Source organism: Paenibacillus sp. N22P23, from assembly GCF_059383735.1.
In genome coordinates this window covers 206051-232981 of record NZ_JBXENT010000006.1, presented here as the reverse complement: position 1 = coordinate 232981, position 26931 = coordinate 206051, and the positions used below count along the sequence as shown (strand labels likewise).

Genomic DNA, 26931 nt, shown 5'->3' with positions numbered 1-26931 from the left:
CCCACCTAACCTTTAACGCCGCTAAAGGCAATCCCTTGGACAAAATATTTCTGCAGCAGCAAGAACAGCACCAGAATCGGCAGCACGGCAATGAGTGCACCGGCCATCATTGGCCCGAAATCGGTTTGATGGTTGTAGGAGAACGCTTGAAGCCCCATCTGCACTGTCGCTTTCTCCGGATCATTCAGAATGATCATCGGCCACAAGAAGCTGTTCCAACCGGCTTGGAACGTGAAGATCGACAATGTCGCGAGCGCAGGCTTCGTTAAGGGCAGGTAGATGTTCCAGAAGATCCGAAACTCCTTACACCCTTCGATCCGGGCCATCTCCATCATGTCGGAAGGCAATGTGAGGAAGAACTGCCGCATGAAGAATACGGCAAACGACCCCGAAGCCCCCGGCAAAATAATGCCCCAGAACGAGTTCAGAAACCCGTTGCCCCCTGCTCCAAGCAGGTCATTTCCGCCAATGAGCGGGAAATGCTTCAGCACATAGAAGCTCGGAATCATCGTCACGATGCCCGGAATCATCATCGCTGCCAGCAAGACGCGGAAGAGCGGCTTGCTTAGCTTAAAGTTCAGCTTCGCAAAAGCGTAGCCGCTGATGGAACCGAAGAACAAGTTCGCCAGTACCCCGGCAGCGGCCAGCAGAAACGAGTTCCAGAAATACAATCCGAACGGAACGGTCGTAAACGCGCTCCTGTAATGTTCCAGCGTAAGAGTGGATGGAATCCACTTGATCGGCATGGAGAAGATCTCGTCGCTCGGTTTAAACGACGTGATGAGACTCCAGAAGAAAGGCAGAAACATCATGACAGATATCGTAATGGTCACGATGTAGAACAACACCGTCCCTACCGCCTTGCGAACGGAATGGGAGCTCATTGTGCCCGTCCCTTGATTCGGGGCCAGGCGTTTGATTACTTGCTGCTGTGCCATGCTTGCGCCCCTCCTTACACGATCGACTCTTCGGATTTGTTAACACGCATATTGATGAACGAGAAGATAAGAATGGCAATAGCCAGTATGAAAGCTTGCGCGGAGGCATAGCCCATTTGCAATTGATTGAAGCCCTGTTGATAGATGAGGTAGACCGGTGTTTTCGTCACGTTGCCCGGACCGCCTTGCGTAAGCACGAATGCTTGATCGAACAGCTGCAGCGCCCCAATGATGGACATGGTGCTGACGAGGAACGTCGTCGGACGCAGCTGCGGCCATGTGATATAACGAAAGCGGTCGAACGCCGTTGCGCCGTCGAGTTTCGCGGATTCATACAAATAGTCCGGTACACCCTGCAAACCGGCGATATAGATGACCATATTGGAGCCGACACTCTGCCACAACGTGACCATAATAATAGAGAACATCGCCGTTTCAGTCTGAGCAAGCCAAGCCGGCCCAAGGATGCCGAAGTAGCTGAGAATGTTGTTGACCAGACCGAACTCCGGGTGGAGCAGCCAAATCCAAACCGTAGCCGCAGCTACAGCGGATGTTAAGGTTGGCAAATAGTTCATCGTGCGAAACAGCTTCACGCCAAGCCGTTTGAAGTTCAGAAGCAGCGCGAGCAGTAAGGAAATCATAATATTTAATGGGATAAAAATAACGGCGTAATAGCACACATTCTTGAACGTCTGCCAGAACAGCACATCGTCCACCAGCCGCTTATAATTGTCGACGCCGACAAAGTCCATCCGGCTGACGACATCGTAGTTTGTAAAGCTTAAATAGAGAGCCATTACGACCGGAATGACCGTAAATGCCAGAAACAGCAGCATCGTCGGGGTGATGAAGAGGTATGCCGTTCTCGCTTGATGCCGATTCAATTTGCCTATGGAAGCCATGGTTGTCGGTTCCTCCTTCCGCTTGCAGCGCGTAATGACAGCTTAAGGTACAGAGAAGGGAGGTATCTCCCCTCCCTTCTCGCATCACCTATGAACGTTCTTATTTCACAACAGCATTATCCGTCAACAGTTGATCGCCGCGCTGCTGCGCTTTCTTGAGTGTATCCTCAAGGCTTTGCTTCGATTGTTGGAACAGCTGCAGATTCGGGATCAGCGCATCGCCTTCCATAACGGAGTAACCTGGGTGCGCCGGACGGATCTTCGCGAATTCAAGCGTATCGAGGAACGGCTTCCAGAACGGATCATCCTTGAAGAATGGATCTTCGAGGGCCGGCTTGTAACCCGGAATGTTAAGGCTTGTTTTGGCCCATAGAAGCGCGTTGTCTTTGTTTGCTGTCCACCATTTAATGAATTCCCATGCTTCTGCTTGGTGCTTAGAACCTTCAGGGATAACGAGACCAAAGCCGCCCATTACGCTGCCTTTGTCGCCGTTAGGTCCTGTAGGAGGAGGTACAATGCCGAAATCGAGATCTTTGCCGTATTTCTTATACGTGCTCAGCATCCATGGACCTGTGTATTGCATCGCCAGTTTGCCGGTTACGAATGCATCCGTGCCTTCGCCAAGCCCTTGCTCGAAGCCGACCTTGTATACTTTATCCGTGTTTAGAAGGCGATCCCAATATTCCAAAACCGCTTTACCTTGATCGTTATTGAAGTTTGTCTTCGTACCGTCTTCGCTCATCATCTGACTGCCTGCTTGCTGCAGGTACATGTTGAACAATCCGTTGTCGCCGAGCGAGAAGCCGGCTACTTCCAGCTTATTGCCGTTCCACTTGGTCGTCTTGATGGCCGCCTGCTCCAGCTCATCCCATGTTGTCGGCGGCTGATTGACGCCTGCGTCGGTAAGCAGCTTCTTGTTATAGAAGAGTGCACGTGCATCTACAGTGAGAGGCAGTCCATATAATTTATCTTGGAATGAGAGCTCTTTAAGGGCTTCGCCGTAGAAATCATCCTTGCTAAGGCCATCCTTCGCCATAAACTCATCAACAGGGTGAAGCACGTTCTTCGGTGCATAAAGTGAAGTTCTCCATCTATCCCAGAACAGGATGTCCGGCGACCCGCCTGAGGTGGCGGCAGTTAGGAATTTCGTAATCATATCTTGCTGCAGCACGTACTTCACGCGGATTTTGTCTTGCGATTTGTTGAAGGCATCCACCATCGTTTCAAACTGCTTCTGACCTTCGCCGCCCCAATCGCCCCAAAATGTAAGTTCAACCGGTTCCGATGAAGCTGAGTTTGAGCTGTTGTTTGTTGATGCGCTGTTATTGGCTGCCGTATTGTCGTTGCCATTGCTTCCGCATCCGGATGCCGCTCCGACAACTACCGTTGCAAGTGCTGCTAAAGAGATCCACTTTTTCACTATAACTGCCTCCCTTTATGTGCTTGTTATTGCCGATCAAGGCTTCAACCCTCTAAACCGTGGTTGATATTCCATTTATAAACCGCTTACATTTTTCATTATATTGGCATGCATATAGTATGTCAATATATAAATGTATAACATTTAATTATTATTGTTATACTATATAATTTAATTGGTATATTAGTAGATTAGACCACCAACCGTGAGACTCCCTTGTTTGCCTAAGCCCAATCGAGCCATGAGCGGCACCGGTTACCTCTCCTATAACGAAAAAAGTCCACGAACGGCATTACCGTTCATGGACTTGCTATCTCTATTATCTAGCCTATTATCGCGCTCGCATCGGGCCGGTCGAATCGCCGAGAATCAGCGTGGCCTCCAGCAGCGTTCGATTAGGAGGCGTGTGGCCTTCGCGCAGCTTAAGCACATTCTCGTAGGCCGTTTTCCCCATCCCGAACTGATTCTGCTGCAGATGGGTCAGCGGGTATCCGCCATTAATCTCAGGGCTGTCGAAGCAAATGACCGAAATATCACCAGGTACGGATAGCCCCATCTCACCTGCTGCGCGAAGAGCAAGCTGCGCAATGTTATACTCGGTTGCGAAGATGGCTGTAATTTGCGGGTATTTGCGCAAGTGAGCAATGATTTTCTCAATATCCCGGATGCGGTTTTCTTCTGCATTGCCCTGCGGTAAAGACGACGTAATGTCATCGATCCATAGCTCGCGGTCAACCATAACGCCCTTCTCCGCATGCGCTTGAATGAAGCCCTCGATCCGATCCTCAATTGCCGTGGTGTCCATAGGGGGAGGCGTCAAGAATGCAATGGATTTGTGGCCGAGCTCGAACAGATAATTCGTTCCTTTAATGGCCGCCTTCACATTGTCGGTGCTGATGGAACCGGCAGATATGCCTTTCAAATGGCGGTCAATGAGCACGAATGGAAACTTCATAATGGCAAGCTTCAATATTTCCGCATTGAAATATTCCCCTTGCGCCGGAAAAATAATAAGCCCGTCTACACCAAGCTCCAGCAAGCCTTGAATGGCATCTTCTTCATAAGAAGGGATGCCGAAGGAACGACGCAGCACCAAATAGCTGTTGTTCTCGCGGGATGCTTCTTCCATTCCATAGATGAGCCCAGTTCCATAGCTGTCGGCAAAGTCCGTAATGACAAGCCCGATAAGCAGCTTTCCGCTTGTATTGCGCGGAAGCTGCTGTTGGTGAGCAGCGCCGTTTGCCGGCTTAACAGCCGCTTTCTCCTGCGACTCCGCAACGAAGGAGCCGCGTCCTGGCTGGCGAATAATATAACCTTCGCTCGCCAGCAGTTCAAGCGCCTTCTTGCTCGTGATGCGGCTGACGCCGTGCTCATCGCCAAGTTCCTTCTCCGAAGGCACCCGATCGCCAACCTCGTACTTCCGTTCTATGATTTGATCGCGAAGCGCTTCGAATATCTTCTCATACATGGGTTTGGATGCGGATTCGTTAGACATAGTTGAACCTCCATGAGATCACAATTGCTCCACCGCCTCGGCAGCGGCTCGTTCCGAGCATATTTTATACCAATATATCATGATATATGCGATTTGCCAAGATGAAATGATATATCGACCTTATCGAAGTGTAAAAGGAACAAAAAGAACCCCCCGCCAGTAGATAATAATCTACTTATCAGGGAGTCTGGTTATATGCTATATAGGACAGCGATTAGATGGCGGCAACCAATATTTCTTGTTTAAGAAACGCAATAAACCGTTTCGATTCTTCGAGCGATAATTTCTGGCCAAATTGCGTAAATTGAAATTTCTCTACTAGTTCATTGTCCGAAAGATGAAGTTGATTAACAAGCGACTGTACTTCTTTACTGATTGTTGTCATCTAATCCTCTCCCTCTATGAATGCTTAACCCGATCATAGCAGTAGAGTTTCAGATAAATATTAGAATTGTATAAGCCAATTATTAGAATTGAAAAAACGCTTACAAAACACTTGCGAAAAATGGGTAGCCCCTGATTTAAAGCGACCTTCATCCCCTATTATGCATGGTCCAATCGAGATAGGATGCCAAACATCGCATCCCCAGCAGGCTTGGTGTGTGAATGTTCGTGCACGCTAACGAATCCTAGTGGTCTTATTTCAATAAAATAATAGCATATAAAATTCTAACGAATCCTACAGAAGCTAATCGGGGTCAACAGGCCCAAATTCGGTCCATTTTGCCACAATAGTGTCTCTACGATTTGTTAGATTTATGCACTCGCTAATTTCGTGCAAATAAGACCTTCAGGATTCGTTAGCGCGAATCTATGGCAATTACAGCCCATTGTGCAGCTTCAGGCTTAACCATTTCTTGTTTGCGTCCACCCGACAGCCGCGGGGTTTTGTTGGTGCCAGGTTACTTCCTGCTCCAGCGAACAAACGGCAGATACATTAGCGTGAATATGAGCAGCGCAATGAGCTCCTCCACGGCCAAATAATAAGGATACGGTCCTAATAGATCAAGTAAAGAAGCGCCTTCGGGCTTGTGCCTGAGGAACATATAGTTGGCATCCAACAGGAAATCTGTCCCTCCCACAACGACGAGGAGGATATTTAGAAAAATCATTGTGATTCCGATCGATTTCCAGGTGGGACGGAAGTTTTCGATCCAAGTCAGATACAGCGGCGCTAGAATAATCGCGATATGTACAATGAAGAAATGAAAGAAACGGAAATGCGGGAACGGATAATTCAAATCCGGCGTCAGCATAGCCTGCAGCGCACCGCCAATTCCGGCGAAAAACACGATTTGGTACAAGAGGCGGCTTCGCGTGAATAACATGATCATCGCAAGCCCTTGCGAAATACTGCACAGCTCTAGCGGCAGCGTATATTGGACATCCCAAAGCCCTTGATCCGCATACCAATAATAGAGGATAGCCTGAGGAACAATCAGACCTAGGAGAATAACGTAACGGATGATCGTTCTGGCAGAAGTGTGCTGCCTGATTTTCGATTTAAACCCGAACATAAGAAGAGCCAGCACTAGCATAATCGCGAGCACCATTATGTGCGAGTAGGAGTACGCGATGAAATGCTCCGTCATATTCCGCGAAAAGAATGAAGGTATATCGCCCATCTCCCCTTGAGGTTAACTGTTACTTCACTTATGGATATAATTAGCTATCTCAGGCACTAATTCCTTCATTACGCGCCGCATGGTGGATTCGACTTTTGGCATGAGTGGCGGGCGAGGGCGGAGAAACCGTAGTGCTTTCGAAGCTTGGTGTCGAGTATTTGGATGTTAGCTCTGATTGTTGCGGCGGTTATGCAGTCGAGTGGTCGATTTTCGAACTCTCGATGCATTTTACAGACGGTGTTGACGCTGAGAGTTCGATTTTCGAGCTCTCAGCCTACGGCAGGTGGTGAAACTGAGGTACTTTCAGGGCTGAGAGTCGCATTTTAGAACTCTCAGCGCAATTTAGTGACCATTCGGACGATGAGAGTTCGATTTTCGAACTCTCGGCCTACATTGCCAGCGAAACTGAGATACTTTCAGGGCTGAGAGTCGGTTTTTCGAACTCTCGGCGCAATGTAGCGACCATTTGGACGATGAGAGTTCGATTTTCGAGCTCTCAGCCTACAGTAGTCGGTGAAACTGAGGTACTTTCAGCGCTGAGAGTTCGATTTTCGAGCTCTCAGCCTACTCAGAGGCGGAATCGTGAACCTTTCAATTCAGCGCCGCACTCCCTTTTACTCACAGCAAAAGGCCACCGACACATAAGATCGGCAGCCCCGCATTCACCCACACCTACTCCTTCACACTACCAAGCACAATCCCCTTCATGAAAAACCGCTGCAGAAACGGATATACCATCAAGATCGGCAGCGCGCCGAGGAAGATCTGCGCCGCCTTCGCGGTCCGGTCGTTCACTTCGGTGAGCGACTTCATGTCCGCCGAGGACATCAGCGTTAAATCCCGGTTGATGACCACCGTCTGCAGATAACTCTGCAGCGGGTAGTGATCCGGCGAGTTCATGAAGATCAGACCGTCGAACCAGGAATTCCAATGGTTAACCGTTGCGAATAAGGTAATCGTCGCCAGCGCCGGCAGCGACAACGGAAGGTAGATCCGCCACAGCGTCGTCCAATGTCCGGCACCATCCATAAACGCTGCTTCCTCCAGCTCCTTCGGCAGCCCGCGGAAGAAGTTCAGCAGCAGAATGACGTTAAACACGGGTACTGCGCCTGGCAGCACCATCGCCCAGATACTATCCATAATGCCGGTGTATTTGATCGTCATATAGAGCGGAATCAAGCCGCCGCTGAATAGAATCGTAATGACGAATACCCAGGCATAGAACGTCCGCATCGGAAATTTCTTCGCTTCCTTAGCAAGCGGATACGCAATCAGCACGGTAAGCAGCATGTTGACCGGAATGCCAAGGGCAACCCGCTTCAAGGTAACGAGAATGGATTTGAAGAACGCCGGTTTGTGCAGGACATATTCATAGGAGCTCAGTGAGAACTGCACCGGCCAAAGCTTCACATAACCTGCCTGAGCAGCCGCGCTTGAACTGAACGATATGGCAAGGACGTGTATGATCGGCAAAATACAGAGCAGCCCGAGACAGGCAAGAAAGACGTAGTTAAAGGATAGAAACAATCTGCGACTAACCGTGTAATACTCCAGCACTCCCGCCCTCTCCTCTCATCAGAAAATACGATAATTGGCGAATCGATAAGCCAAATAGTAGGACAATGATATGCTGAAAAGCGAGACAACGGATCTAAATATACCTACCGCTGTTGCAACCCCATACTGCGCATCGATCAGACCGATTCGATAGACGAACGTATCAATGATATCCCCTGTCTCGTACACCTGCGGGCTATATAAATTAAACACCTGGTCAAACCCGGCGTTCAGCACATTTCCTAAGCTTAAGGTCATTAACAAGATAATAATCGGCATCATCCCCGGCAGCGTCACATGCTGCGTCTGTTTCCATCTGCCTGCTCCATCGACGATAGCCGCTTCATAGAGTGTCGGATTAATGCTCGTTAATGCCGCTAAATAAACGATGGTATTGAAACCAAACTCCTTCCAAGTGTCCGTGATAACCAGTACATACCGAAACCAGTTATTATCCCCCAGAAAATAAATCGGCTCAATGCCAACCCATCCCAGCACTTGATTGACAATCCCGCTCGTTGGCGACAAAATATCGATCAGAATGCCTCCGAGAATGATCCACGATAGAAAGTGAGGCAAATAAACGACCGTCTGTATGCCGCGTTTGAACACCTCTTTACGTACCTCGTTCAGAAGCAGCGCGGTTACGATAGGCGCGATCAGACCAGCAATAATTTTCATAATGGCGATTAAGATCGTATTCCATACAATCTGCCTGGATTCCGGCATTTCCATCACATAACGGAAGTTATCCAAGCCAACCCATTTGGAATCAAACACGCCTATAGCGGGCTTGAACTTCTCGAAGGCAATGACAAACCCTAACATTGGACCGTAGCTATAAATCAGTATAAGGATGAGACCCGGCAAGATCATCAAGTGCAACGGAAGCGTTCCGCTCCAATTTTTCCGCAACAAAGCGTTCCCTCCCTGCCCTGTTTAGTAGAAAGACGGGGGAAGACGTCGCTCCCCCCGCCTGCATCAACGCGAACTTACTTGTTCTTCGCCCAATCATTCACTTCTTGCGTGATTTCATCGCCGCCAAGCTTCTTCCACTCTTCGACGAATTTATCGAACGTATCGAGCGAGTCACCCATAATGATCTTCGTGAACGTCTCGAGCTCTCTCTTCTGCAGGTTCGATTCTTTCTCAACCATTGCAGGCGTCGGAGCACCATAGAACTCCGTCAGCTTGAGCGCTTTGCCGCTGACATATTGATCAATGACTTTGAAGGAGCCTTCCTTGCCGAAGATGCGCTCATACGCCCAGTTCAGCGGTTCTTTGCTCGATCCATCCAGCCAAGAAGCGATCTTATCGTGGTTATCCTTCTCTTCCGGATTAAGGGCGGATGAATCTTTGCTGTCCAGAGCAGCCGTCACATGGAGGTAGATATCCAGGTTCTTACGAGCCGGCCATGCTTGGAATGGCATGTTTTTGAACTTCTCGAAGCCATCGCCTGTAAAATATTTCGCATAGTTCTCAGGCGTTGTTGTTTCACCCCAGCCTGTTTCGACGAATAGGTTGATCATCTTCAGCAGCGCTTCCGGATGTTCAGCGCCTTTCTTCACGACAAAATATTGTCCGACAGAGAAGCCGACCTGTGGCGTAACCGGTTGATCGTCTGCAGAGACGAGCGGGTACGACTGCCACTGTGCATTCGGGTCTGTTTTCTTGTTATCGACCAGCGGCCACAGCGGGTTCCACATTTGGCCGAACTGCATGCCGATTTTGTTCGAAGTCGTTAATTCCGCTTCTTTACCGCCGTCTTTGACACCGAACTCTTTGTCAATTTGGCCTTTCTTGTACAGCTCTTGCAGAACGCCAAGCGCAGTCTTCATCTCAGGCTGAATGCTGCCGTAGACAATATTGCCGCTTGCGTCTTTGATCCATGTTTTCGGATAAGCGTGGTAACTGTTCATAAGACCCGTAATATCGGCGAATCCGCCGTATAAGTCTTTGTTCATCGCGATGCCGTAGGAGTTTGGCTTTCCGTCGCCGTCTGGATCCTGCTTCGTGAATGCATCCGAGATGGCAAGCACGTCAGCCATCGTTTGCGGCGGCTGCAAGCCAAGCTTATCGAGCCAGTCCTTGCGAATCCAGATCATGCCCGCGCCGTCCATCGAGGAACCGGTATTCGGAATAGCCATCAGTTTGCCGCCGAACGTAGCGGAGGAAAGTGCTGCCGGTCCGTCTTGATTGAGAATTTCCTTCAGGAAAGGAGAAGCGTATTTCTCATAAGTAGCTGTCAAATCTTCAAGCTCATCGGCTTCCTGCAGCTGTTTAAGCTGCTTAGCGTTAACCGGAATGAATGCCGGCAAATCGCCGGAAGCGATGGAAACGTTCATCTTCTGCTCGCCTTGGCCGCCCGGCTGATCGCCGCTGACAACCCAGTCGTATTTCACTGTAATGCCCAGTTTCTCTTCAAGCTGCTGCGTCCACATGTTGTTGTCGATCGTCTGACCTTCCATGAACTTGAACGTATCGTTGATGATACGCACGCTCGTAATGTTGATTGGCGGATCATACTTGCCGAAGTACGGATCAGGCTCTGCCGCTGGTGCAGGCTCGTTCGTATTCGTATTTGTGCTGTTGCTCGTATCTGCCGTGTTCGTCGATGTATTGGTTTTGTCATTCCCTGTGGAATTGGAAGTATTCTTGTTGTTGTTATTCCCCGAGCTGCAAGCGGTTACAAAAACAAAAATAAAAGTCATAAGCAGAACCGCAGTCCATTTGAATGGCTTTCGCATTCCCCTAGCCTCCCTTTTATTTTGCAAGCTTCCTTCTCCTTCAGTATAGAATGACGGCGCTTCGCTCCACTATGGAACAATCTATAGATTCGTGGTCTCCTGTATAGGTAATCGCGGAAACAGGGACAGCGAACCGCCCCCGCTCATCGCTCAGACAGCTAATCCCGTGCCCGATATTCCTGCGGTGTCAATTGAATCCGTTTCTTGAAGAAGCGGATAAAATACCCCGAGGTCTCGAAACCTACCTTGTCTGCAATCTCATGGATTTTGAGAGGAGTAGCCGTGAGAAGCTCTTTGGCTTTCTCGAGGCGCACATCTGCGATGTATTCCGATAGGTTCGTGCCTGTCTGCTGTTTGTAGAGAACGGACAGGTAGGCGGGGTTTAAGTAGACGATTTCCGATAAGCTCGTAAGCGAAAGATCGCCGCCCAGATTGCCCCGGATATATTGATGCAGTCTCGCAATAAGCTGGTGCGTCCGTTCATGCTGGATGGATTTGCGACTTGCATAGATCGTGGAAGCGGTTCGAAGCAGATAGCGCAGCGCGGCCTCCCGCGACTGATGCGCAGAGAGGTTCATCAGCGTGTCCATGATAGCGACCTCACCTTCTCCGTTGCCGATTCGGCTTTCCCCTCCCTGTGTCAGTTGACTGAGCAGGAGATTGGCAATCGCATAATAGACAAGGGCGTAGTCGGCATACTGAGTAGGCAGCGCGGTATAGTACTTGATCGCATCTGCGAACGCCTCCTCCGTTCCGTCCTCCAGCAAACGCTCCAGCTGCAGCGTCAGTGTCCGCAGCGGAGGAAGGGCAGCGTGTGACAGGTTCCCCTCTTCACGCTGGTCTAAGATCAACAGCATCCGATCCCGTGTACCGAGTCCGACGATCAACCGTTTCTTCATCTGCTCATATACGCGCGGCAGCTGCTCCCACTCTGCAGGTTGTGCGCCGCAAATAAGCGAGACAGGCAGCCGCAGCAGTCTGTCACAGGTTTGCTGGATCGATTCCATTGTGCCCTGCACAAAGCTGACCGTGCCCTGCCACGTATCGCTATGTTTGCCGGTTTCAACAGTTGGCTGAAGAAGGCAGACAAAGTGGTGCATGTCGATGCTCGCGGTAAATACCGTTAGCGGCGCATAATATTCAGCCGCAATATTTTGAACGGCATAAAGCATTAATGCTCGATCGTGATAACTGCCTTCCCCCCAGCGGTCTATGCGGCCAATGAGCGGGATGACAGGAGCATCGCTGCGCAGCGGAATTTGCAGCTCCTGCAGCTTATCTCCCGTCACAAGCGGATGGGCTCCGTTTGGCTCCAGCACCGCCATCAGCCAATCCCGATGCAGCAGCGGCAGCGCGCGGCTCATTTGATCTTTTGCTTGCAGCATAAATTGATGACTCTGCGACTCCGCTGCCAGACTATCAATCGCCTTGCGAATACTGCGTATAATTGCTTCGTCGCCTTCGGTTTTGAGAATATAGTCAATAGAACCTGTCCGCATGGCAAGCTGCGCGGTTTCCAGGTTATGAATGCCGGTTAGGAAAATAACCTTGCAGCGCGGCCACTGTGCCACAATCCGCTGCTGGAGCTCAAGTCCGGTCATGCCCGGCATACGCACGTCGCTCAGCACGATGTCGATCTTCGTTCTAGACAGCCATTCCAATGCCTCCTCCGGAGAGTAGGCTCGATAGATGTCCAGCTCCAAGTCAGGCGTGTCCTCGATCATCTCATATAGGCCGTCTACCGTGAACTTCTCGTCATCCACAATCAATAAGCGGTTCATTCTCTGCAGCAGCCTCCCTAGGAATCGTCATAGTTACTTTGAGGCCCCGTTCCTCACCCAAGCTGAGCGTCAACCCGCCGCCCCCGTACTTGATAATAATCCGTCGATGGACATTAAGCAGGCCGGTATGCTCAGTCGGCTGTGCTTTGTCGAGCAGGCTCAATTGCAGCTCGCGCAGCTTCTCCTCGTCCATGTTCTCCCCGTTGTCGGTGATGGAAATCTCGATAGCCCCGGGTTTCGTGCTGAATGCAACTGTAATTAAACCATTCCTTCGTTTATGCTCGAGCCCATGGTTATAGGCGTTCTCGATAATCGGCTGTACGATGAGACGAGGAACCGGGAATGAGCGAAGCTCTTCAGGCACTTCTTCAAACTCCACCAAAATCCGCTCGGAGAAACGAATCGATTGGATCTCCGCATACGTTCGGGCATGATGAATTTCGTTTGCCAGCGGTACTTCATCCGAACCATCGCGTGTAATGTATTGAAAATATTCCCCCAGATGCTTCGTGAAATATATAACATTATCATGGTCCCGCTGCTGTGCCATCCGGTACAGAATAAAGTAGCTGTTGTACAGAAAATGCGGGTTGATTTGCGACTGCAAATGGCGCAGCTCTGCTAGTCTTGCAAGATATTGCTGCTCATACACTTCATGGACAAGTACATCAAGCCGCTTCACCATGCCATTAAATTGTCCGTACAGATAGCCGAATTCATCCTGCAGCGGATAGTGGACCTCCAGGTTGAACTGCCCCTGCTCAATCCGTCTGAAGGAGCGAACAAGCCGTTTCAGCGGCTGATGAATGATGAGATAAATGCTGTAGGAGAACAACAAAACTAAGAAGACGGACATCGCGGACAGCACATAGAACCAGAACCGATACACCTGCAGTGATGCGTTCACTTTGCTAGCAGGCACGTACATGAGCAAGGTCATGTCGAGTCGAGAAGAATGATTGGAGACAACCATATACGATTCGTCCTTCCATTCCACCGACTGCAGCTTCCCTTCCTTTGTCGCTTCTTCTTCATGCTGGAAATCACGAATGAGCTCTTCATCCACCGCGTCCGATCCGCCGGTAATGATAAACGGCTGCTTGTTGCCGACCAGCGCCGTATGACCGCCTTCATTCGTAAACTCCTGCAGCACCATACTTAATTCAGGACGCGAAATCTCAATGGCAAGAAGGAAGACAGGACTTCTGCGGCTCGAAATAGCAGGGTCGGGATATGGAATACTAATGAAGAGCCGATCCTTCCACAGCAGAAAAGGAGACTCAAACCGATTCGTCGACTTGCTCAGCGCGATGAACTGCGCTTCATCGAAATTTCCGATGACGTTGGCATTCGCGGACACCGTCCGGTTCATAGCGGGTATGAAGGCGATCGCGTTTGCGACGAATTCACTGGATTTCTGGAGCCCGTCCAGCCGGCTCTTGAGCCGAAGCTGCGCCTGCATCTTCTCAATCTCAGACATTACCTCGGAGGAGGAGGACAACTTAAGCAAGTCATCATCATTGACATATTCCTGCAGCTGCCGAATGGCGCTGTCGATGTCGAATTCCAGCATGTTCATATACAAGGAAGTCCGCGATACAAGGGAGTCTGTGATTTCTTTCTGGACGTGGGAGGAGCCGGTCTCGTTCATTTTCCAGCTGATGATATACAGTGGGGTAAGTGTCACAAGGAAAGTGAGGACAAGCTTGGGTAAAATAGACACAGAAGCGATACGTTTCAGGATGTTCAGCAGCTAGGCCACCCCCGCATATTGGTTGCTTCTATATAAATAAATGACAGGAAACACTCTACCGCGTTTGGAAGGATCAGGATTGGTGTCCTACATAGTTCTCCACGAATCGCCTGTTTCCTCTATGGCTTGTATATGTATATTTACTTGTTAATAGTTAGCTGCTTGATATAATTACGGGGGTGTTTCATAATGAAGAGAACGTATGGGGCTTTGCCTCGCACAAACTATGATCACACAGGAGGTCATGTCAACGATGACTGATTCTATAAAAGTTCCGCTGTCCGTATTAGACTTGGCGCCGGTTCTCGATGTCGGGACACCGGCGGATGCTTTCCGCAATACGCTGGAGCTCGCGCGTCTCGCCGAGCGGCTTGGCTACAACCGCTACTGGCTCGCAGAGCACCATAACATGGCAGGCATCGCAAGCTCGGCTACCTCCGTCGTCATCGGCTACGTGGCCGGCGGCACGAAGCGCATTCGCGTCGGGTCCGGCGGCATTATGCTGCCGAATCATGCGCCGCTTGTCATTGCCGAGCAATTCGGCACGCTGGAGTCGATGTACCCGGGCCGAATCGATCTTGGCCTTGGCCGAGCGCCGGGCTCAGACCAGACGACGGCTCGCGCGCTCCGTCGCGATCTGGCTACGGGCGGGCAGGATTTCCCGGAGCTGCTTGCCGAGCTGCGCGCCTTCTTCCATCCGCCGGCAGATTCTGCAAGGCCTGTCCGCGCTACGCCCGGCGAAGGCTTGGATGTGCCGATCTGGCTGCTCGGATCAAGCGGCTTCAGCGCGAAGCTGGCAGGCGAGCTTGGGCTGCCGTTCTCGTTCGCGAGCCATTTTGCACCGGAATATTTGATGCCGGCCATCCATCTCTATCGCAGCAGCTTCCGCCCATCCGAAGCGCTTGCGAAGCCTTATGTCATGATCGGCATCAACATCGTTGCCGCAGACACCGATGAGGAAGCAAGCTTCCTTGCGACTTCGCAGCAGCAGCAATTCCTCAGCCTCATCCGCGGCAATCCGGGCAAGCTGAAGCCGCCGATCGACAACATGGATGAGCTGTGGATGTCGCATGAGCGAGATGCGCTGCAGTCCAAATTCAAGTATGCAATCGCAGGAAATAAAGCAACTGTCGCCGCACGCCTGCGTGAAATTCTGAGCGAGACAATGGTCGATGAGCTCATCGTTACTTCGCAGATTTACGACCATAACGCGCGTCTGCGGTCTTATGAGATCGTGGCTGAAGCCGCTGGGCTCGAAGGCTCGACGAACTAAATCCTTGTAACCAAAACGCCCTTTACTCGGCCGTCTTCCTGGCCTTAGTAAAGGGCGTTTCATTTCACGTCTCATCCATCTCAAGAACCTTGCTCATGTTCACCTGTTCCATCATATGTCCAATATTGCCTTCACCGGCATAGAGCGACATGTCGAAGAAATCATGATGCAGCTCCGACCAGTAGAGCTCATTCTCATCCCCTGCCACCTCGACATCACGCTTCAATTTGCCTGCGTAAACCTCCACGTAACAGTCCTGCAGGTAATAGGTGAAGTCCATGACATGATGCAACGTAACATCTTCCGGAGAGATGCCGGTTTCTTCGGCCAGTTCGCGGTACGCGGCTTCCGCTCCAGATTCCCCGGTTTCGATTTTGCCGCCGACCAAATTGTTTAATCCTTTATACGGCTCCTTCAGTCGTTTACACATGAGCAGCCGTTCCTTATCTTTGCTATAAATCATCAGCACATTGTAACCTTGCAAAGCGCGTCCTCCCATCAGTTATTTAAAAAGAAACCTTCTTCGTCGATATGGACTGGCCATCCTGCCCGACAGCCTTTATTGTAAGTTCTCGATCTGCGATCCGCTCATCCGAGAGCGCGTACCAGAGTCGGATTGGTTTGGTGTCTACGAGGGTCGCATCCGTTTGGATCTGTTTATCGCCATCTTGAAACGTTACCTTTATGGACCGGATGTGATCATCGGTTACAACCCCATAGAGAATCGTCGGTACCAGCGCGATTTCACCGGTAAACCCATCATCCGCGAGGTAAGCCTTGATGCTGCCATATTCCGCGGACTGCTTGATTACCCACTTGCCAAAAATGTTCTTCTTCAATAAACCGTAACCCATATCCGTTACCGCAAGATCCTTGGCCGGACTGACCGTCTGTTCAGCCGGTACGCTCAAATAGAAAGCTAAGGTATCCTGATCCATTTTCGTCTGGTACAGCACCTGCACCTGCTTGTTATGGCCCTTATTAAGCACTTCCTCAACGGTTGAGCTGTTTCGCGTGCCCATGAATGTATTAAGCAGAAGCAGTACAAGCACTGCACCGAGCACATAATACATTCTCTTCCCTTTAAACATAACTGCCTACCCCTTCCAAAAGAAAGCTGCCTAACACCGAATGTTCGGTAGCTTCCCCACTGCTCATCCTTCTATACAAAAGATTGCTTAACCGTCCCTCTGCCCGCTTCCACTTCAATTTCCGCATATGCTCCATTAACCAAGGTGATCTGCGGCGGAACATGTCCGCAATCGACATCAATGACAATCGGCAGCCCTAGCTCATTCGCCAAGTCGGTATACACATCCTCGATCGTGTAATTCTCGACGGGTCTGTTAGCGGGGCTGCGCCCGAACAGAATGCCGGAACAGTTCTCGAACCAGCCCGCCAGCTTCATCTGGACCAGCGACCGGCGTACATCCGCTGTGTTTAGTTCACAATTCTCGAGCACCCACACTATAGGCTCTCCGGGAATGTATTGTTCTCTGAACTGCCGAACATCACCGTAAGGCGTACCGATCAGATGCCGGACGACATCGATGCAGCCTGCGAGCAGTCTTCCTTTCATTACTGTTTTACCGCTGAACCGCTCATTAATCTCACCACTAGGTGTTTCAATCTCACCGCTTGGCAGCACTTTGCGCCAATAGGTTGGTTCCGTGAGATTAAACACGTTCGGGTTGTCGTTCACCCAGTCCTTCTGATAATGAAGCGAGGACCGCTGCACGCACGACTCGCCGGCTTTCGTGGAGAGTACCGACTGCCACATGGCGGTCGTCTCATCAGTCACTTCCCCCCTGAGATCCACCAAATTCGTCCCATGCGCCGTGGCCATTCCGGTCTTGAGCGTGATGGCAAGCAGCAGAACGCTTAAATCGGAATATCCGAGCACCCATTTGCTTGGCAGATGATCAAAGTCCACCTGATCCACCATCTCAATTAGTAATTCGCCGCCCCAAGGCGGGATGATCAAATCGATTCCGGCATCCTGGATCATCGCATTAAACTCTTGTGCACGCACTGCCGCCGGAGCGGATTTGGCTTTATTTTGCGTATAGGTTGTAGCTCCATACTGAATACGGAACCCTCTTGCTCCCAGTCGCTCGCTAACCTTCTCCAGCAGTCCGTGCGCCACCGGATCCACGCCGGAGGAAGGCGCTGTAACCCCAATCGTCGCTCCCTCAGCCATCCAAGGATATTGAATCGTCCCCATCTCCATGCCCTCCCCCTTTATTAGATTGAATAGGTGAATCCCGTCGCTTGCTCACTCCACGCCCAGAATTGTCCGGCCTCATCTGCGGATGCTGCCCGCTTCGCAACCTGACTTGGCTTCTGCTTATAGAAATAATCGCCCGAGCTGCCGCCAATCTCAGTCTCAGTCGCACTCGCTAAGAATACTGCCGTCGCAGAGCCCTGCTCCGCCGTAAGGAAGAACGGACGCATCAGCTTATGAACGAGTACGCCGAACCCCGTGTTGCGGTTCACCCCGATATCGGTCGATACCGCTCCGGGATGCAGCGCATATACCGGGATTCCGGTTCCGCTTAACCTGCGTGCCAGCTCCTTCGTAAACCAGATATTCGCGATCTTCGATCGGCTGTAAGCACGCCAAACGGCGAAACTCTTGGTCATACCCGGATCCGAATAGTCCATCGTTCCAATCTTATGCGCACCGGAGGATACATTGACGATCCGCGCCGCGTCGCTTTGACGAAGCAGCGGCAATAGCAGCCCCGTAAGCAGAAAATGCCCCAGATGGTTCACGCCGAGCTGCCGCTCGAACCCGTCTGCCGTTTCTTCCCGTTTTAGCGTAATAATGCCTGCATTGTTGACCAGCACATCGAGATGGCTTGTCCTGCTTGCCAGCTCCGCCGCAGCCTCTCGGATGCTTGCGAAGGAAGCCAGATCACATAGCAGCAGCTCTGCATCGCCGCGGCCGGATTTACGGTTCACATCGTCAACGGCCGTCTGCCCCTTCTCCCGATTTCGAGCGAGCAAATATACCTTCATGCCGTGCTCTGCTGCAAGCAGCGCAGCCGTTGCCCTTCCCATACCGCCGCTTGCGCCGGTCACCAGGGCAATTCGCTGAGCGCGATTATTGTTTGTCATTCCAGAATCACTCCTTCAGAGGAATTATGATTTAATGACCAGCATGTCGATACATTGTTCGAAGTTGTCCAGCGTCTCCTTCAACTGCTCCTGCAGCTGTTTAACTGACCATTTGCCATCAACTCCCGCGAGACGCCGCAGATCACCATCGATCAGCAGTACCATCCATAACGAGAACAGCGCCGTGAACAAATAATAGCCTAGCTTGAAAGAATCCCCGTCCAGTGTCATGCCATGACTCGCACTATGAAGTAAATACCGCTCCAGCAACGCCTCACGAAGCTCCGCATTCATCGCCTTCGGGAAGACGGGATGCGAGGAATCGATTAGGTGGTACAAGTCCCAATAGCGGCTGTTCAGATGAGCATGCTCCCAATCGAGCACACGGACAGCCCCCTTCACCTTCGCATAATTGCCAAGGTGCAGATCACCATGGGAGAGCACGTTTATCTCCCACTGCTCCGTGAGAGGCACCGATTGCATCAGCAACTCCAGATGCTGGAGGACTGACTCTGCATCTTCGAACCTTGTCGAGAGTGCATCCAGCAGCTCATCACGGCGGCGGCGATCCATCACCTGCTTCGCAATGTCCTCGATGAACGGCTTCGGCCCAAGCAGCGGTTGCTGCTGCAAGTGTTCCACAGGCAAAGCATGCCACCACGCCACATCCGAGATGAGTTCGAGCGCGGCTTCCGCTTCGAACCGATGCTCCAACATGCCGAGATCTTCGAATATCTGCCAGCTGTTCTCGCCGGCCGCAAGCTCCGATACCGCCAGAAGCTGCGGATAAATCGGCGGGAAAGACATCCCCTTCAATATATGTTCATACACCCAGGCCTCTTGCCCAAGCTGACTCTCATTCGTTAACGGTTTGAAAATAAAACTTTCATCCGGCGATACATAGACGCGCTCCACGCACTTTCCGTTCGTGCCGGTATAGAGAATATCTCTTCTCCAAATTCGACGGTCATCCAGCGTCCCATCCGGCCGTACGATCTCTTTCAACGCGCGCCACCTCCTTTGCCGGGAAACATTCCCATATACCGCCTATTGTACATGGAAACCGAGGCAGATGAAACGACCATCAGCACGAGATCGCGGGAAGAATGCTGCTTCCCCTAACAAAAAGAAGGACCGTCTCAAAAGTCGCCATGCACACTTTTGAGACAGCCCTTCTATTACAAACTCTTACTCGCTGCCGCAGCAGCCGAGGCATCCGTTGTTCCGGTCGGAGCAACAGTGGTTGACGACGCAGCTTGCTCGCCTGTTTGCAACTGATACATCTTGAAGTATCGGCCCTGTAGCGCCATCAGCTCGCGGTGATTGCCTCGCTCTACAATTTCGCCGCGATGCAGCACGAGAATCTGATCCGCCTCGCGGATGGTCGAGAGACGGTGCGCAATAACAAGCGTTGTGCGCCCTTCACTGACGACCTTCAACGCCTGCTGGATCAACCCTTCCGTTTCACTGTCGATGCTTGCTGTCGCCTCATCCAAGATCAGAATGGAAGGGTCGAACGCCAGCGCCCGAGCAAACGAGATCAGCTGCCGCTGCCCGGAAGACAGCGTGCTCCCTCTTTCAACGACCAGTTCATCATATCCGCCTGGCAGCTGCTCGATGAAAGGCGCAGCTCCGACTTCACGCAGCGCATTCTTCACGCGGTCGATGCTTATCTCCTTGTTGTACAAGCTGACGTTAAACTTGATATCGCCTGCGAACAAGAACGGATCCTGCAGCACGATGCCCATATGCTTGCGCAAGGCTTGCTTCGAGAAGCTGCTAATATCGCGCCCATCGATAGTGATGACACCTTCCTGCGGCTCATAGAAGCCGAGCAGCAAGTTCATGATGGAGCTTTTGCCTGAGCCGGTGTGGCCGACAAGCGCAACCGTCTCGCCCCTGCGCGCCTCAAACGAGATGCCCCTCAGCACATTCTCGCCTTCCTTATAAGCAAACGTCACGTTATCGAATTTCACAACGCCCTCTGGACGGCTAACGCCTGCGGTATCTTCAACTTCCTTGCCTTCGATGTCCATAATTGCGAACACCTTCTCGGCCGATACGAAAGCACGCTGCGCATTGGTCAGCTGATCGAATATCCCGATAATCGGCTGAAAAACCCGGCCCATATAATCGATAAAGGCATAGAACACCCCGAAAGAAATAGCCGTTTGCAGCGACTCCCTTCCGAAATACCACACCACATAAGCGGTAACTAAACTACCGATGGTACCTACGATATTTCGCGAGGACAGGGAGAACACCCGGAACTGCTTCACTTGGTTCACATAACGATCCTCGTTCAGCACTTCGAACTCCTCAATCGTTACTTTCTCCCTGCGGAACGCTTGAATGATCGGCATGACGACAATCGATTCATTGATCATCGCGTTCATATCGCTAAGCCGGGCACGCATGATCGTGATGAAGCCTTTGGAGTATTTCAAATGCACGTACATAATAACAACGAACAGTGGCGGCAATAGCAGCGCGTACAACGCGAGCTTGGCGTCCAATATAAACAGCGCCGTGTAAATCCCCGTCAGCTGCACAAGACTGACTACGAAAGTCGCCATGAAACTCATGAACAGATCGCGTACAGCCTCCGTATCGTTCGCGATACGCGAGACGACCTGTCCAATCGGTGTGTTGTCAAAATACTTCAGCGGAATACGTCCGATATGGCGCATCAAGTCGATCCGCATGTTCTTAATAATGCGCAGCGCAGTAGCTTGAAGCAGGTAAGACTGCGTAAAGTTACATACGCTTGCCGTGAGCAGCAGCCCCATGTAGAGGCCCAGCAGCCTAAGAACAGCGCCAATGTCTCGCTCATCGATCGAGAGATGTTTATCGATGATGGTCTTGGTAATATACGGTCCGCCTAGCTCAGCGCCGACCGCGCAGCAAAGGATGAACAGCGCCGCAAGAATACGGTATTTGTAGACGAGTGCATAGCCGAGAAGCCTTCTCGTCGTGGATGGATTCATAGCTACCTCCTGAATTCGGATGCCCTTGGCGGGCTAATTTGTTGGCGATCAGTCCTGGCCCTGGCCGCCATTTTTCGACAGACCTAGCTCCCTTCGGCTGCTGATCACGCCGATCCTCGCTAGTCTTCCAAGCTCGCTTCCATCTGCTGGCGGTCCCATTGCTGCCTGTACCAGCCGCCGAAACGCATCAGCTCTTCATGTGTGCCTTCTTCAACTATTCGCCCATCATCGAGCACTAGAATCCAATCCGCATGGCTGACGGCAGATAGGCGGTGTGTCGCGATAAAGGTCGTTTTGCCGGCCCGCTCCAGGCGGATATGATGCAGGATGCGGCTTTCCGTTCTGGCATCAACCGCTGACAGGGCATCATCCAGCAGCAGAACCTCCGAATCGATGAGCAGCGCCCTCGCGATCGCAAGCCGCTGCTTCTGACCGCCGGAGAGCATAACGCCGTTCTCGCCGACAATCGTGCCAAGTCCTTCCGGCATCGTGGCGATGTCCGAGGTGAAGGATGCCATCTCGACGGCCTTCGCGATCTCGGCTTCCGAAGCCTGCGGCTTGCCAAGCGCGATATTGTCGCTGATGGATTTCGAGAGCAGCAGATGCTCCTGCGGCACATAAGCGATCCATCGTTTCACTTGGTCGATCGCGATGCGCTCAACTGGCACTCCCGAGATAAACAGCTTCTCCGAATCGACGGGATACTGTCTGAGCAACTGCTTCAGCAGCGTGCTCTTCCCGCTTCCCGTACGGCCGACGATGCCAAGTGTCTGCCCGCGCTCAAGCTCGAATGATACCTCTCGCAGACTGGGCTGATTTGCTGTCGGATACGTAAACGTGAGTCCTTTCATCTCAATCTTCGTCGGAACGGCCACGGCAACAGGCGACGCCGCATCCTTCAAATCCGGCTCCTGCTTGAACGCTTGATCCAAACGATCCGCAGAAGCACTCCCCCGCTGCAGGACGTTGATGAATTCGCCGAATGAGATCATTGGCCAAATTAACATCCCTAAATAAATATTAAAGGAGATTAACTGTCCCAGCGTGATCTCATCGTGAAACACCAGATAGCTGCCATAGCCGATACCGATGGAATAGCTGACGCCTACAATAAGCGAGATAAGCGGCTGAAACAGCGCATTGAGAATGGATACCTCACGGTTGCGATCCATCACCTCGGTCGTCACCCGATCAAAGGCAGTCAGATCATGCTCCTCCTGTACGTAGGAACGAACAACGCGGATGCCCGAGATCGATTCCAGCGCATGATTGTTCATTTTGCCAAAAGCATCCTGAGCCGCCATGAAGCGAACCCGAACCCGCTGACCAAGCTTGTTAATGACGACGGCCAGCAGCGGCAGCGGAATTAATGCGGCTAACATAAGCTTGTAATCGATCAGCGAAATCATCGTAATGATGACGACCGATGCGCCAACGAGCGTATTCACGAGCGTCATAACCCCATACCCGGCCGTGTTGCCAATGGCAAGGATATCATTTGTAGCAAGCGCCATCAGCTGGCCGGTGTTGTTGCGCTGGAAGAACGACGGCGTCATTCGTGTCAGATGCGCCAGAAATCGCCCGCGAAGCAGCTTCTCGATCAGCACCGAGTTGCCGAACAAGGTTGTGATCCAAATATAAACAAGCACATATAAGAGCAAAGAGAGACTAACCAGCAGCAGCACGGTGCTGCTCAGCTGAGAAGCCGTCAACGTATGCTCGCGAATTCGGTCGATGGTGTTCCCGATCATTTTCGGCGGAACCGTCGTTAACAAGCTGACCACCGTCATCAAGCTGATGGCCAGCGTGTAATGCATCCATCTGAGTTTAAAGAACCACTGAAGCCGTGTCACGAAAGACAAGATATTGCCCCCTTTTTACTTTTTGCCAAAAGAAACTATCTTGATTGTACCTCTTGCTGCGGGAATGCACCATCATGGCACTCCATTCCATCAGGAGATAACGGTACTGCAACATACCAACCAAGCTTGTCCGTCTGTTCAACCGAGTACCCTTCAATAACAATCGGTGCTGCAGCCTGATCCGCCGAACCTCGTACCACAATCTCCAAGCTCTCACTTGGCGACAAGGTCACCAACTTCATTACGATCGTATCCGAACCAAAGGCTGCACTGGTCACAACCAGACCATCAATCCCAATAGCTTGTTTATTGGCTGTATCGATATATAGATCCCCGTATCGTTTCTTCAGCCTAGCAGCCGTCACCAAGGCACTGCCCGTTCCCCAGTGGAAACCGCTTTGATAGGAGCGTTCATCGAAGCCCCCATGGCCATAATTCTCGGCAGAGCTCCCGTGTATTTCAAACTGAACGGCCGTCCCCTGATAATTATGAGGGCAAACCTCCGCATTCTCATCCATCACCATCAGCGCAAAAGAAGCTCTCGCCGCGGCAACAGCCCGCCTCAAGAAGTCAAAACGGCCCGTAACCTCATAATAATTCGCGAGCGTTTCGGCGAACTGGGCTTGTCTGGCATCATTCCACTCCGCATCCGTGTTCATCACGCCGAAGCCGCCAAAGGCATAGAGACTAATAAACGGCGGGTTCCATACCTGCTGATAGAGAGACAACAAGTGAACGCATAGCTTGCCTGCATCCAAGTATTCCGCTTTTCCCGTTAAGGAATAGACGACTCTGAATGCTTCCGCACACCATTGAATGGCTAGCGTGTTCTGACCATACATACATGTAAAAGGATCATAGTAATCCAGCGATTTACTCGAACAGGAGTAATACAGCTCGAAGTCTTCGAATTTCTGCTCCGGAAGGACATGCTGGATCAAGTAATCCGCACCGCGTATTGCCGTAAGCCGTGTCTTCTCTTGCTCCTCCTCCGGCACCGAGCCTGCCAGCAGTTCCCCAACCAGAAACCATACGGCAAGTGCTCCCGAGGCACTGTTGTTCAGCCGAGGATCTGCCGACAGATCCGCTTTATTCACCCAACATGGGAAGCCGCCTTCTTCACTCTGATGTGCATAGAGAAAACCTCTCCAGCCGCTGAGGAACTCATCCGCCCCGCTGACTGCACCGTACTCCAACACATAGTTCCGCAGCCAGATCGCGGACCATGCACAATCCGGCACACTGTATAGCTGCTGCCCGCCTCCATGCCCACTAGAAGCTGCCCATTCTCCCGTATGCGGCCTATAAATCGTAGCGAATATCCCTTCTTGCTGGGGAGCGGAAACCAAGCAATTAGCAATTTGCGCCGCTTTGTCCATCCATTCTTCCCGGTTCAGCCTCATGCCGAAATCAGCTAGCTCCATGGCCGTTCGCATGTTATTGAACCACGAATGAAACCAAAGATCATCCGGATATTCGCGCCCGCTCATCACGCCGTCTTCTCTTCGATAAGTAGTCAGCGTTATGCCGCCCGTCTTCTCTACTGCTGGTCCCTGTCTCCACAAATACTGCAGCGCCATCCCGTTACCATACTGGGCATATTTCTCATATCTTACCGTCTGCGGCAGTACATTTGCTTCATAGACCGGCGCATTCGCATTCCACAGCAATGAGGCCGTGCTATCTACAATTTGAACAGGAGTACAGTCTTCAAAAACAAGCACATAAAACGACAGCCTAATGCCTTCCTCCGCCGTTACGCTGAAGGGTTGGCCATCCGGCTTATAATAGGTATGCTCTGTGGGTATTAGGGATTTTACTCCATATTCAATTACCGGCGCTTTCGCCACCCCATTATCCCGCTCATCCGAGAAACGCAAATCCAAGTAACGATGCCACTGCGGATAATTGTTGAGCTCACACAAATCCGGAATCAGCGCGGCCCCATAACGCCCCGCCGTCAGGATCACTGCAGGAGAACGGAATACATGCTGACCGGACACATGCTCAGGCTTCGCTTTTATATTCGGAATCCAGTGGAAGCTGCGCTTAGCCTCTTCCCACAGTTCCGGAACATCCTGCATAAAGTTGAAGCTGATCGCGAATTCGTCAAGCTCACAGGAGTGGTCCGGTATATAGAGCAGCTGCACTTTACGAATATCAACTAACCCTTGCGATGCCAGCTCTCTTATAGGTTCAAAATCAACAGCATGCGATACTTCCGTAATCTTCAACTGGCCTTCGTCCAAACGAAATATATGCTCAGCACAACTAACCTCACCTTGTGCAGCCACTGTATGGATAATCGCATTGTTCCCTACCTTTATGGCATCAAATCCGGTCGAAAGGATCCACGCCGAATCAAACATCCCGCAGTACTTCATCTCTGATTCCCCTCCCTGTATCCTAATAGTAATTTGCCGGAAAATGGATATATCCTCCTGGCTGCAAAAATTGGACCTCGCTATACGGCCAAAAGTAAACCCGCCTACAAGCTGCATGAAAGTACAGCTGTCGGCGGGTCTATTTTTCACCTATCGTTACAACGTACTCACTGAACACTTCTCGGCTTCAATACAGCCTCTCGTCTCGGCTTGCGGCTTGCTAGAAATACGCCGAAGAGAATAATGACAAGTCCTGCGAGCATATTCCACTTGACCGCTTCATTCAGTAGGACCGAGCCCCAGATCAATGCGGTGGAGGGCACCAAATACGTGACCATCGAGGCGAATTCTGCGCTGCCTTTCTCGACCATATAGTAGAACAAGATATAAGCGAAACCAGAGCCGAAAATCCCAAGCCCGATAATATGCGGTACATTGCTCATATCCGTTAAGTGAGGCCATGTGATCGATTCTGTTGAGAATGCGAGCGTACCGCTGACGATCGCACTGCTAAGCAGCGTGCCGTATGTAATTTGGTACATCGAGCAGCCTCGTACGGACAGCCTTTTGGATAATTGCGAGCCTACGGCATAACAGAACGTAGCGGTCAGCATGCCGATCAACCCGATGCCATTGACCGTTAGCAGCGCGCCTGGCCGAATGCCGAGCAGGATAAGTAAGCCTATTGTCGCTACGCCAATGCCCACCCACTGCATGGAGTGAGACTTGCTTCGGAAGAACAGAATACCGACAATGATCGTCCACACCGGCGTCATCGCATTCAAGATCGAAGCCATACTGCTCGTCAGATGCTGCTCGCTGAATCCGATCAGCGTCCAAGGCAGCGCCGTATTGATCAGGGCCATGATGAACATCGCCGGCCATGGCAAGCTCCGGAAGGCGAAAGGCTTCTTGAAGATCAGCATAATGAGCAGCACAACGACGAGTCCGCAGGATGAACGCAGAAACGCGATCGACCACGGGCCAAAGTCATGCAGCAATAGTTTGATAAAATAAAATGAACCGCCCCAAATGAGACTTAACAACAGAAGTGCAGCATAGATGAGTCTGGGCAACCTAAAATCCT

General features: G+C 51.3%; 21 protein-coding genes. 1 reads left to right on the top strand and 20 read right to left on the bottom strand.

Annotated elements, in window-relative coordinates; all coding sequences use genetic code 11:
• Positions 1–5: 5 nt before the first annotated feature.
• The 11 genes from AC506A_RS22885 to AC506A_RS22835 form a co-directional block, all read right to left on the bottom strand.
• On the bottom strand, positions 6–884 hold the full coding sequence (locus AC506A_RS22885) for a carbohydrate ABC transporter permease (protein ID WP_495463371.1): 879 nt from the start codon (positions 882–884) through the stop codon (positions 6–8).
• 68 nt (positions 885–952) lie between these two features.
• The gene (locus tag AC506A_RS22880; RefSeq protein ID WP_495463301.1) at positions 953–1840 is read right to left on the bottom strand and encodes a carbohydrate ABC transporter permease; all 888 of its coding nucleotides are present in this window, start codon (positions 1838–1840) and stop codon (positions 953–955) included.
• A 100-nt stretch (positions 1841–1940) separates the two neighbouring features.
• Positions 1941–3260, bottom strand: a complete 1320-nt coding sequence (locus AC506A_RS22875) for an ABC transporter substrate-binding protein (protein ID WP_495463300.1) — start codon at positions 3258–3260, stop codon at positions 1941–1943.
• A 331-nt stretch (positions 3261–3591) separates the two neighbouring features.
• Complete coding sequence (locus AC506A_RS22870) at positions 3592–4755, bottom strand: GntR family transcriptional regulator (protein WP_495463299.1); 1164 nt, start codon at positions 4753–4755, stop codon at positions 3592–3594.
• Positions 4756–4969: 214 nt separating this feature from the next.
• Positions 4970–5140 (bottom strand): hypothetical protein, encoded by a 171-nt coding sequence (locus AC506A_RS22865; protein WP_495463298.1) that lies wholly within the window; start codon positions 5138–5140, stop codon positions 4970–4972.
• Positions 5141–5657: 517 nt separating this feature from the next.
• Positions 5658–6347 carry a YwaF family protein gene (locus AC506A_RS22860; RefSeq protein WP_495463370.1) on the bottom strand — a complete coding sequence of 230 codons (690 nt, stop codon included), beginning with the start codon at positions 6345–6347 and terminating at the stop codon, positions 5658–5660.
• Positions 6348–7052: 705 nt separating this feature from the next.
• Positions 7053–7937 (bottom strand): carbohydrate ABC transporter permease, encoded by an 885-nt coding sequence (locus AC506A_RS22855; RefSeq protein WP_495463297.1) that lies wholly within the window; start codon positions 7935–7937, stop codon positions 7053–7055.
• 18 nt (positions 7938–7955) lie between these two features.
• Positions 7956–8813: an ABC transporter permease gene (locus AC506A_RS22850; protein ID WP_495463369.1), complete on the bottom strand. Its 858-nt coding sequence runs from the start codon at positions 8811–8813 to the stop codon at positions 7956–7958.
• Between the two features lie 116 nt (positions 8814–8929).
• Entirely contained in the window at positions 8930–10684 is a 1755-nt protein-coding gene (locus tag AC506A_RS22845) for an extracellular solute-binding protein (RefSeq protein ID WP_495463296.1), read from the bottom strand.
• Positions 10685–10842: 158 nt separating this feature from the next.
• Complete coding sequence (locus AC506A_RS22840; protein ID WP_495463295.1) at positions 10843–12465, bottom strand: response regulator transcription factor; 1623 nt, start codon at positions 12463–12465, stop codon at positions 10843–10845.
• A complete protein-coding gene (locus tag AC506A_RS22835) occupies positions 12440–14116 on the bottom strand; it encodes a sensor histidine kinase (protein WP_495463294.1) in 1677 nt (558 codons plus the stop codon). Before AC506A_RS22835 ends, AC506A_RS22840 begins: the two co-directional genes overlap by 26 nt.
• Positions 14117–14471: 355 nt before the next feature.
• On the opposite strand from AC506A_RS22835, the gene AC506A_RS22830 reads away from it, so the two are divergent.
• Positions 14472–15491 carry an LLM class flavin-dependent oxidoreductase gene (locus AC506A_RS22830; RefSeq protein WP_495463293.1) on the top strand — a complete coding sequence of 340 codons (1020 nt, stop codon included), beginning with the start codon at positions 14472–14474 and terminating at the stop codon, positions 15489–15491.
• A gap of 64 nt (positions 15492–15555) precedes the next feature.
• On the opposite strand, the gene AC506A_RS22825 is transcribed toward AC506A_RS22830, so the two are convergent.
• The 9 genes from AC506A_RS22825 to AC506A_RS22785 form a co-directional block, all read right to left on the bottom strand.
• Positions 15556–15975: an NUDIX hydrolase gene (locus AC506A_RS22825; protein ID WP_495463292.1), complete on the bottom strand. Its 420-nt coding sequence runs from the start codon at positions 15973–15975 to the stop codon at positions 15556–15558.
• A gap of 22 nt (positions 15976–15997) precedes the next feature.
• On the bottom strand, positions 15998–16582 hold the full coding sequence (locus AC506A_RS22820) for a hypothetical protein (protein WP_495463291.1): 585 nt from the start codon (positions 16580–16582) through the stop codon (positions 15998–16000).
• A 71-nt stretch (positions 16583–16653) separates the two neighbouring features.
• Entirely contained in the window at positions 16654–17715 is a 1062-nt protein-coding gene (locus AC506A_RS22815) for a S66 family peptidase (RefSeq protein ID WP_495463290.1), read from the bottom strand.
• A gap of 20 nt (positions 17716–17735) precedes the next feature.
• Positions 17736–18611: an SDR family oxidoreductase gene (locus tag AC506A_RS22810; RefSeq protein ID WP_495463289.1), complete on the bottom strand. Its 876-nt coding sequence runs from the start codon at positions 18609–18611 to the stop codon at positions 17736–17738.
• Positions 18612–18635: 24 nt separating this feature from the next.
• A complete protein-coding gene (locus AC506A_RS22805; RefSeq protein WP_495463288.1) occupies positions 18636–19616 on the bottom strand; it encodes a phosphotransferase in 981 nt (326 codons plus the stop codon).
• 173 nt (positions 19617–19789) lie between these two features.
• A complete protein-coding gene (locus tag AC506A_RS22800) occupies positions 19790–21598 on the bottom strand; it encodes an ABC transporter ATP-binding protein (RefSeq protein WP_495463287.1) in 1809 nt (602 codons plus the stop codon).
• Between the two features lie 119 nt (positions 21599–21717).
• Positions 21718–23460, bottom strand: coding sequence for an ABC transporter ATP-binding protein (locus AC506A_RS22795; RefSeq protein ID WP_495463286.1), 1743 nt, complete (start codon positions 23458–23460; stop codon positions 21718–21720).
• A gap of 35 nt (positions 23461–23495) precedes the next feature.
• Positions 23496–25844, bottom strand: a complete 2349-nt coding sequence (locus AC506A_RS22790; RefSeq protein WP_495463285.1) for a hypothetical protein — start codon at positions 25842–25844, stop codon at positions 23496–23498.
• A gap of 167 nt (positions 25845–26011) precedes the next feature.
• A complete protein-coding gene (locus tag AC506A_RS22785; RefSeq protein WP_495463284.1) occupies positions 26012–26920 on the bottom strand; it encodes a DMT family transporter in 909 nt (302 codons plus the stop codon).
• Positions 26921–26931 lie beyond the last annotated feature (11 nt).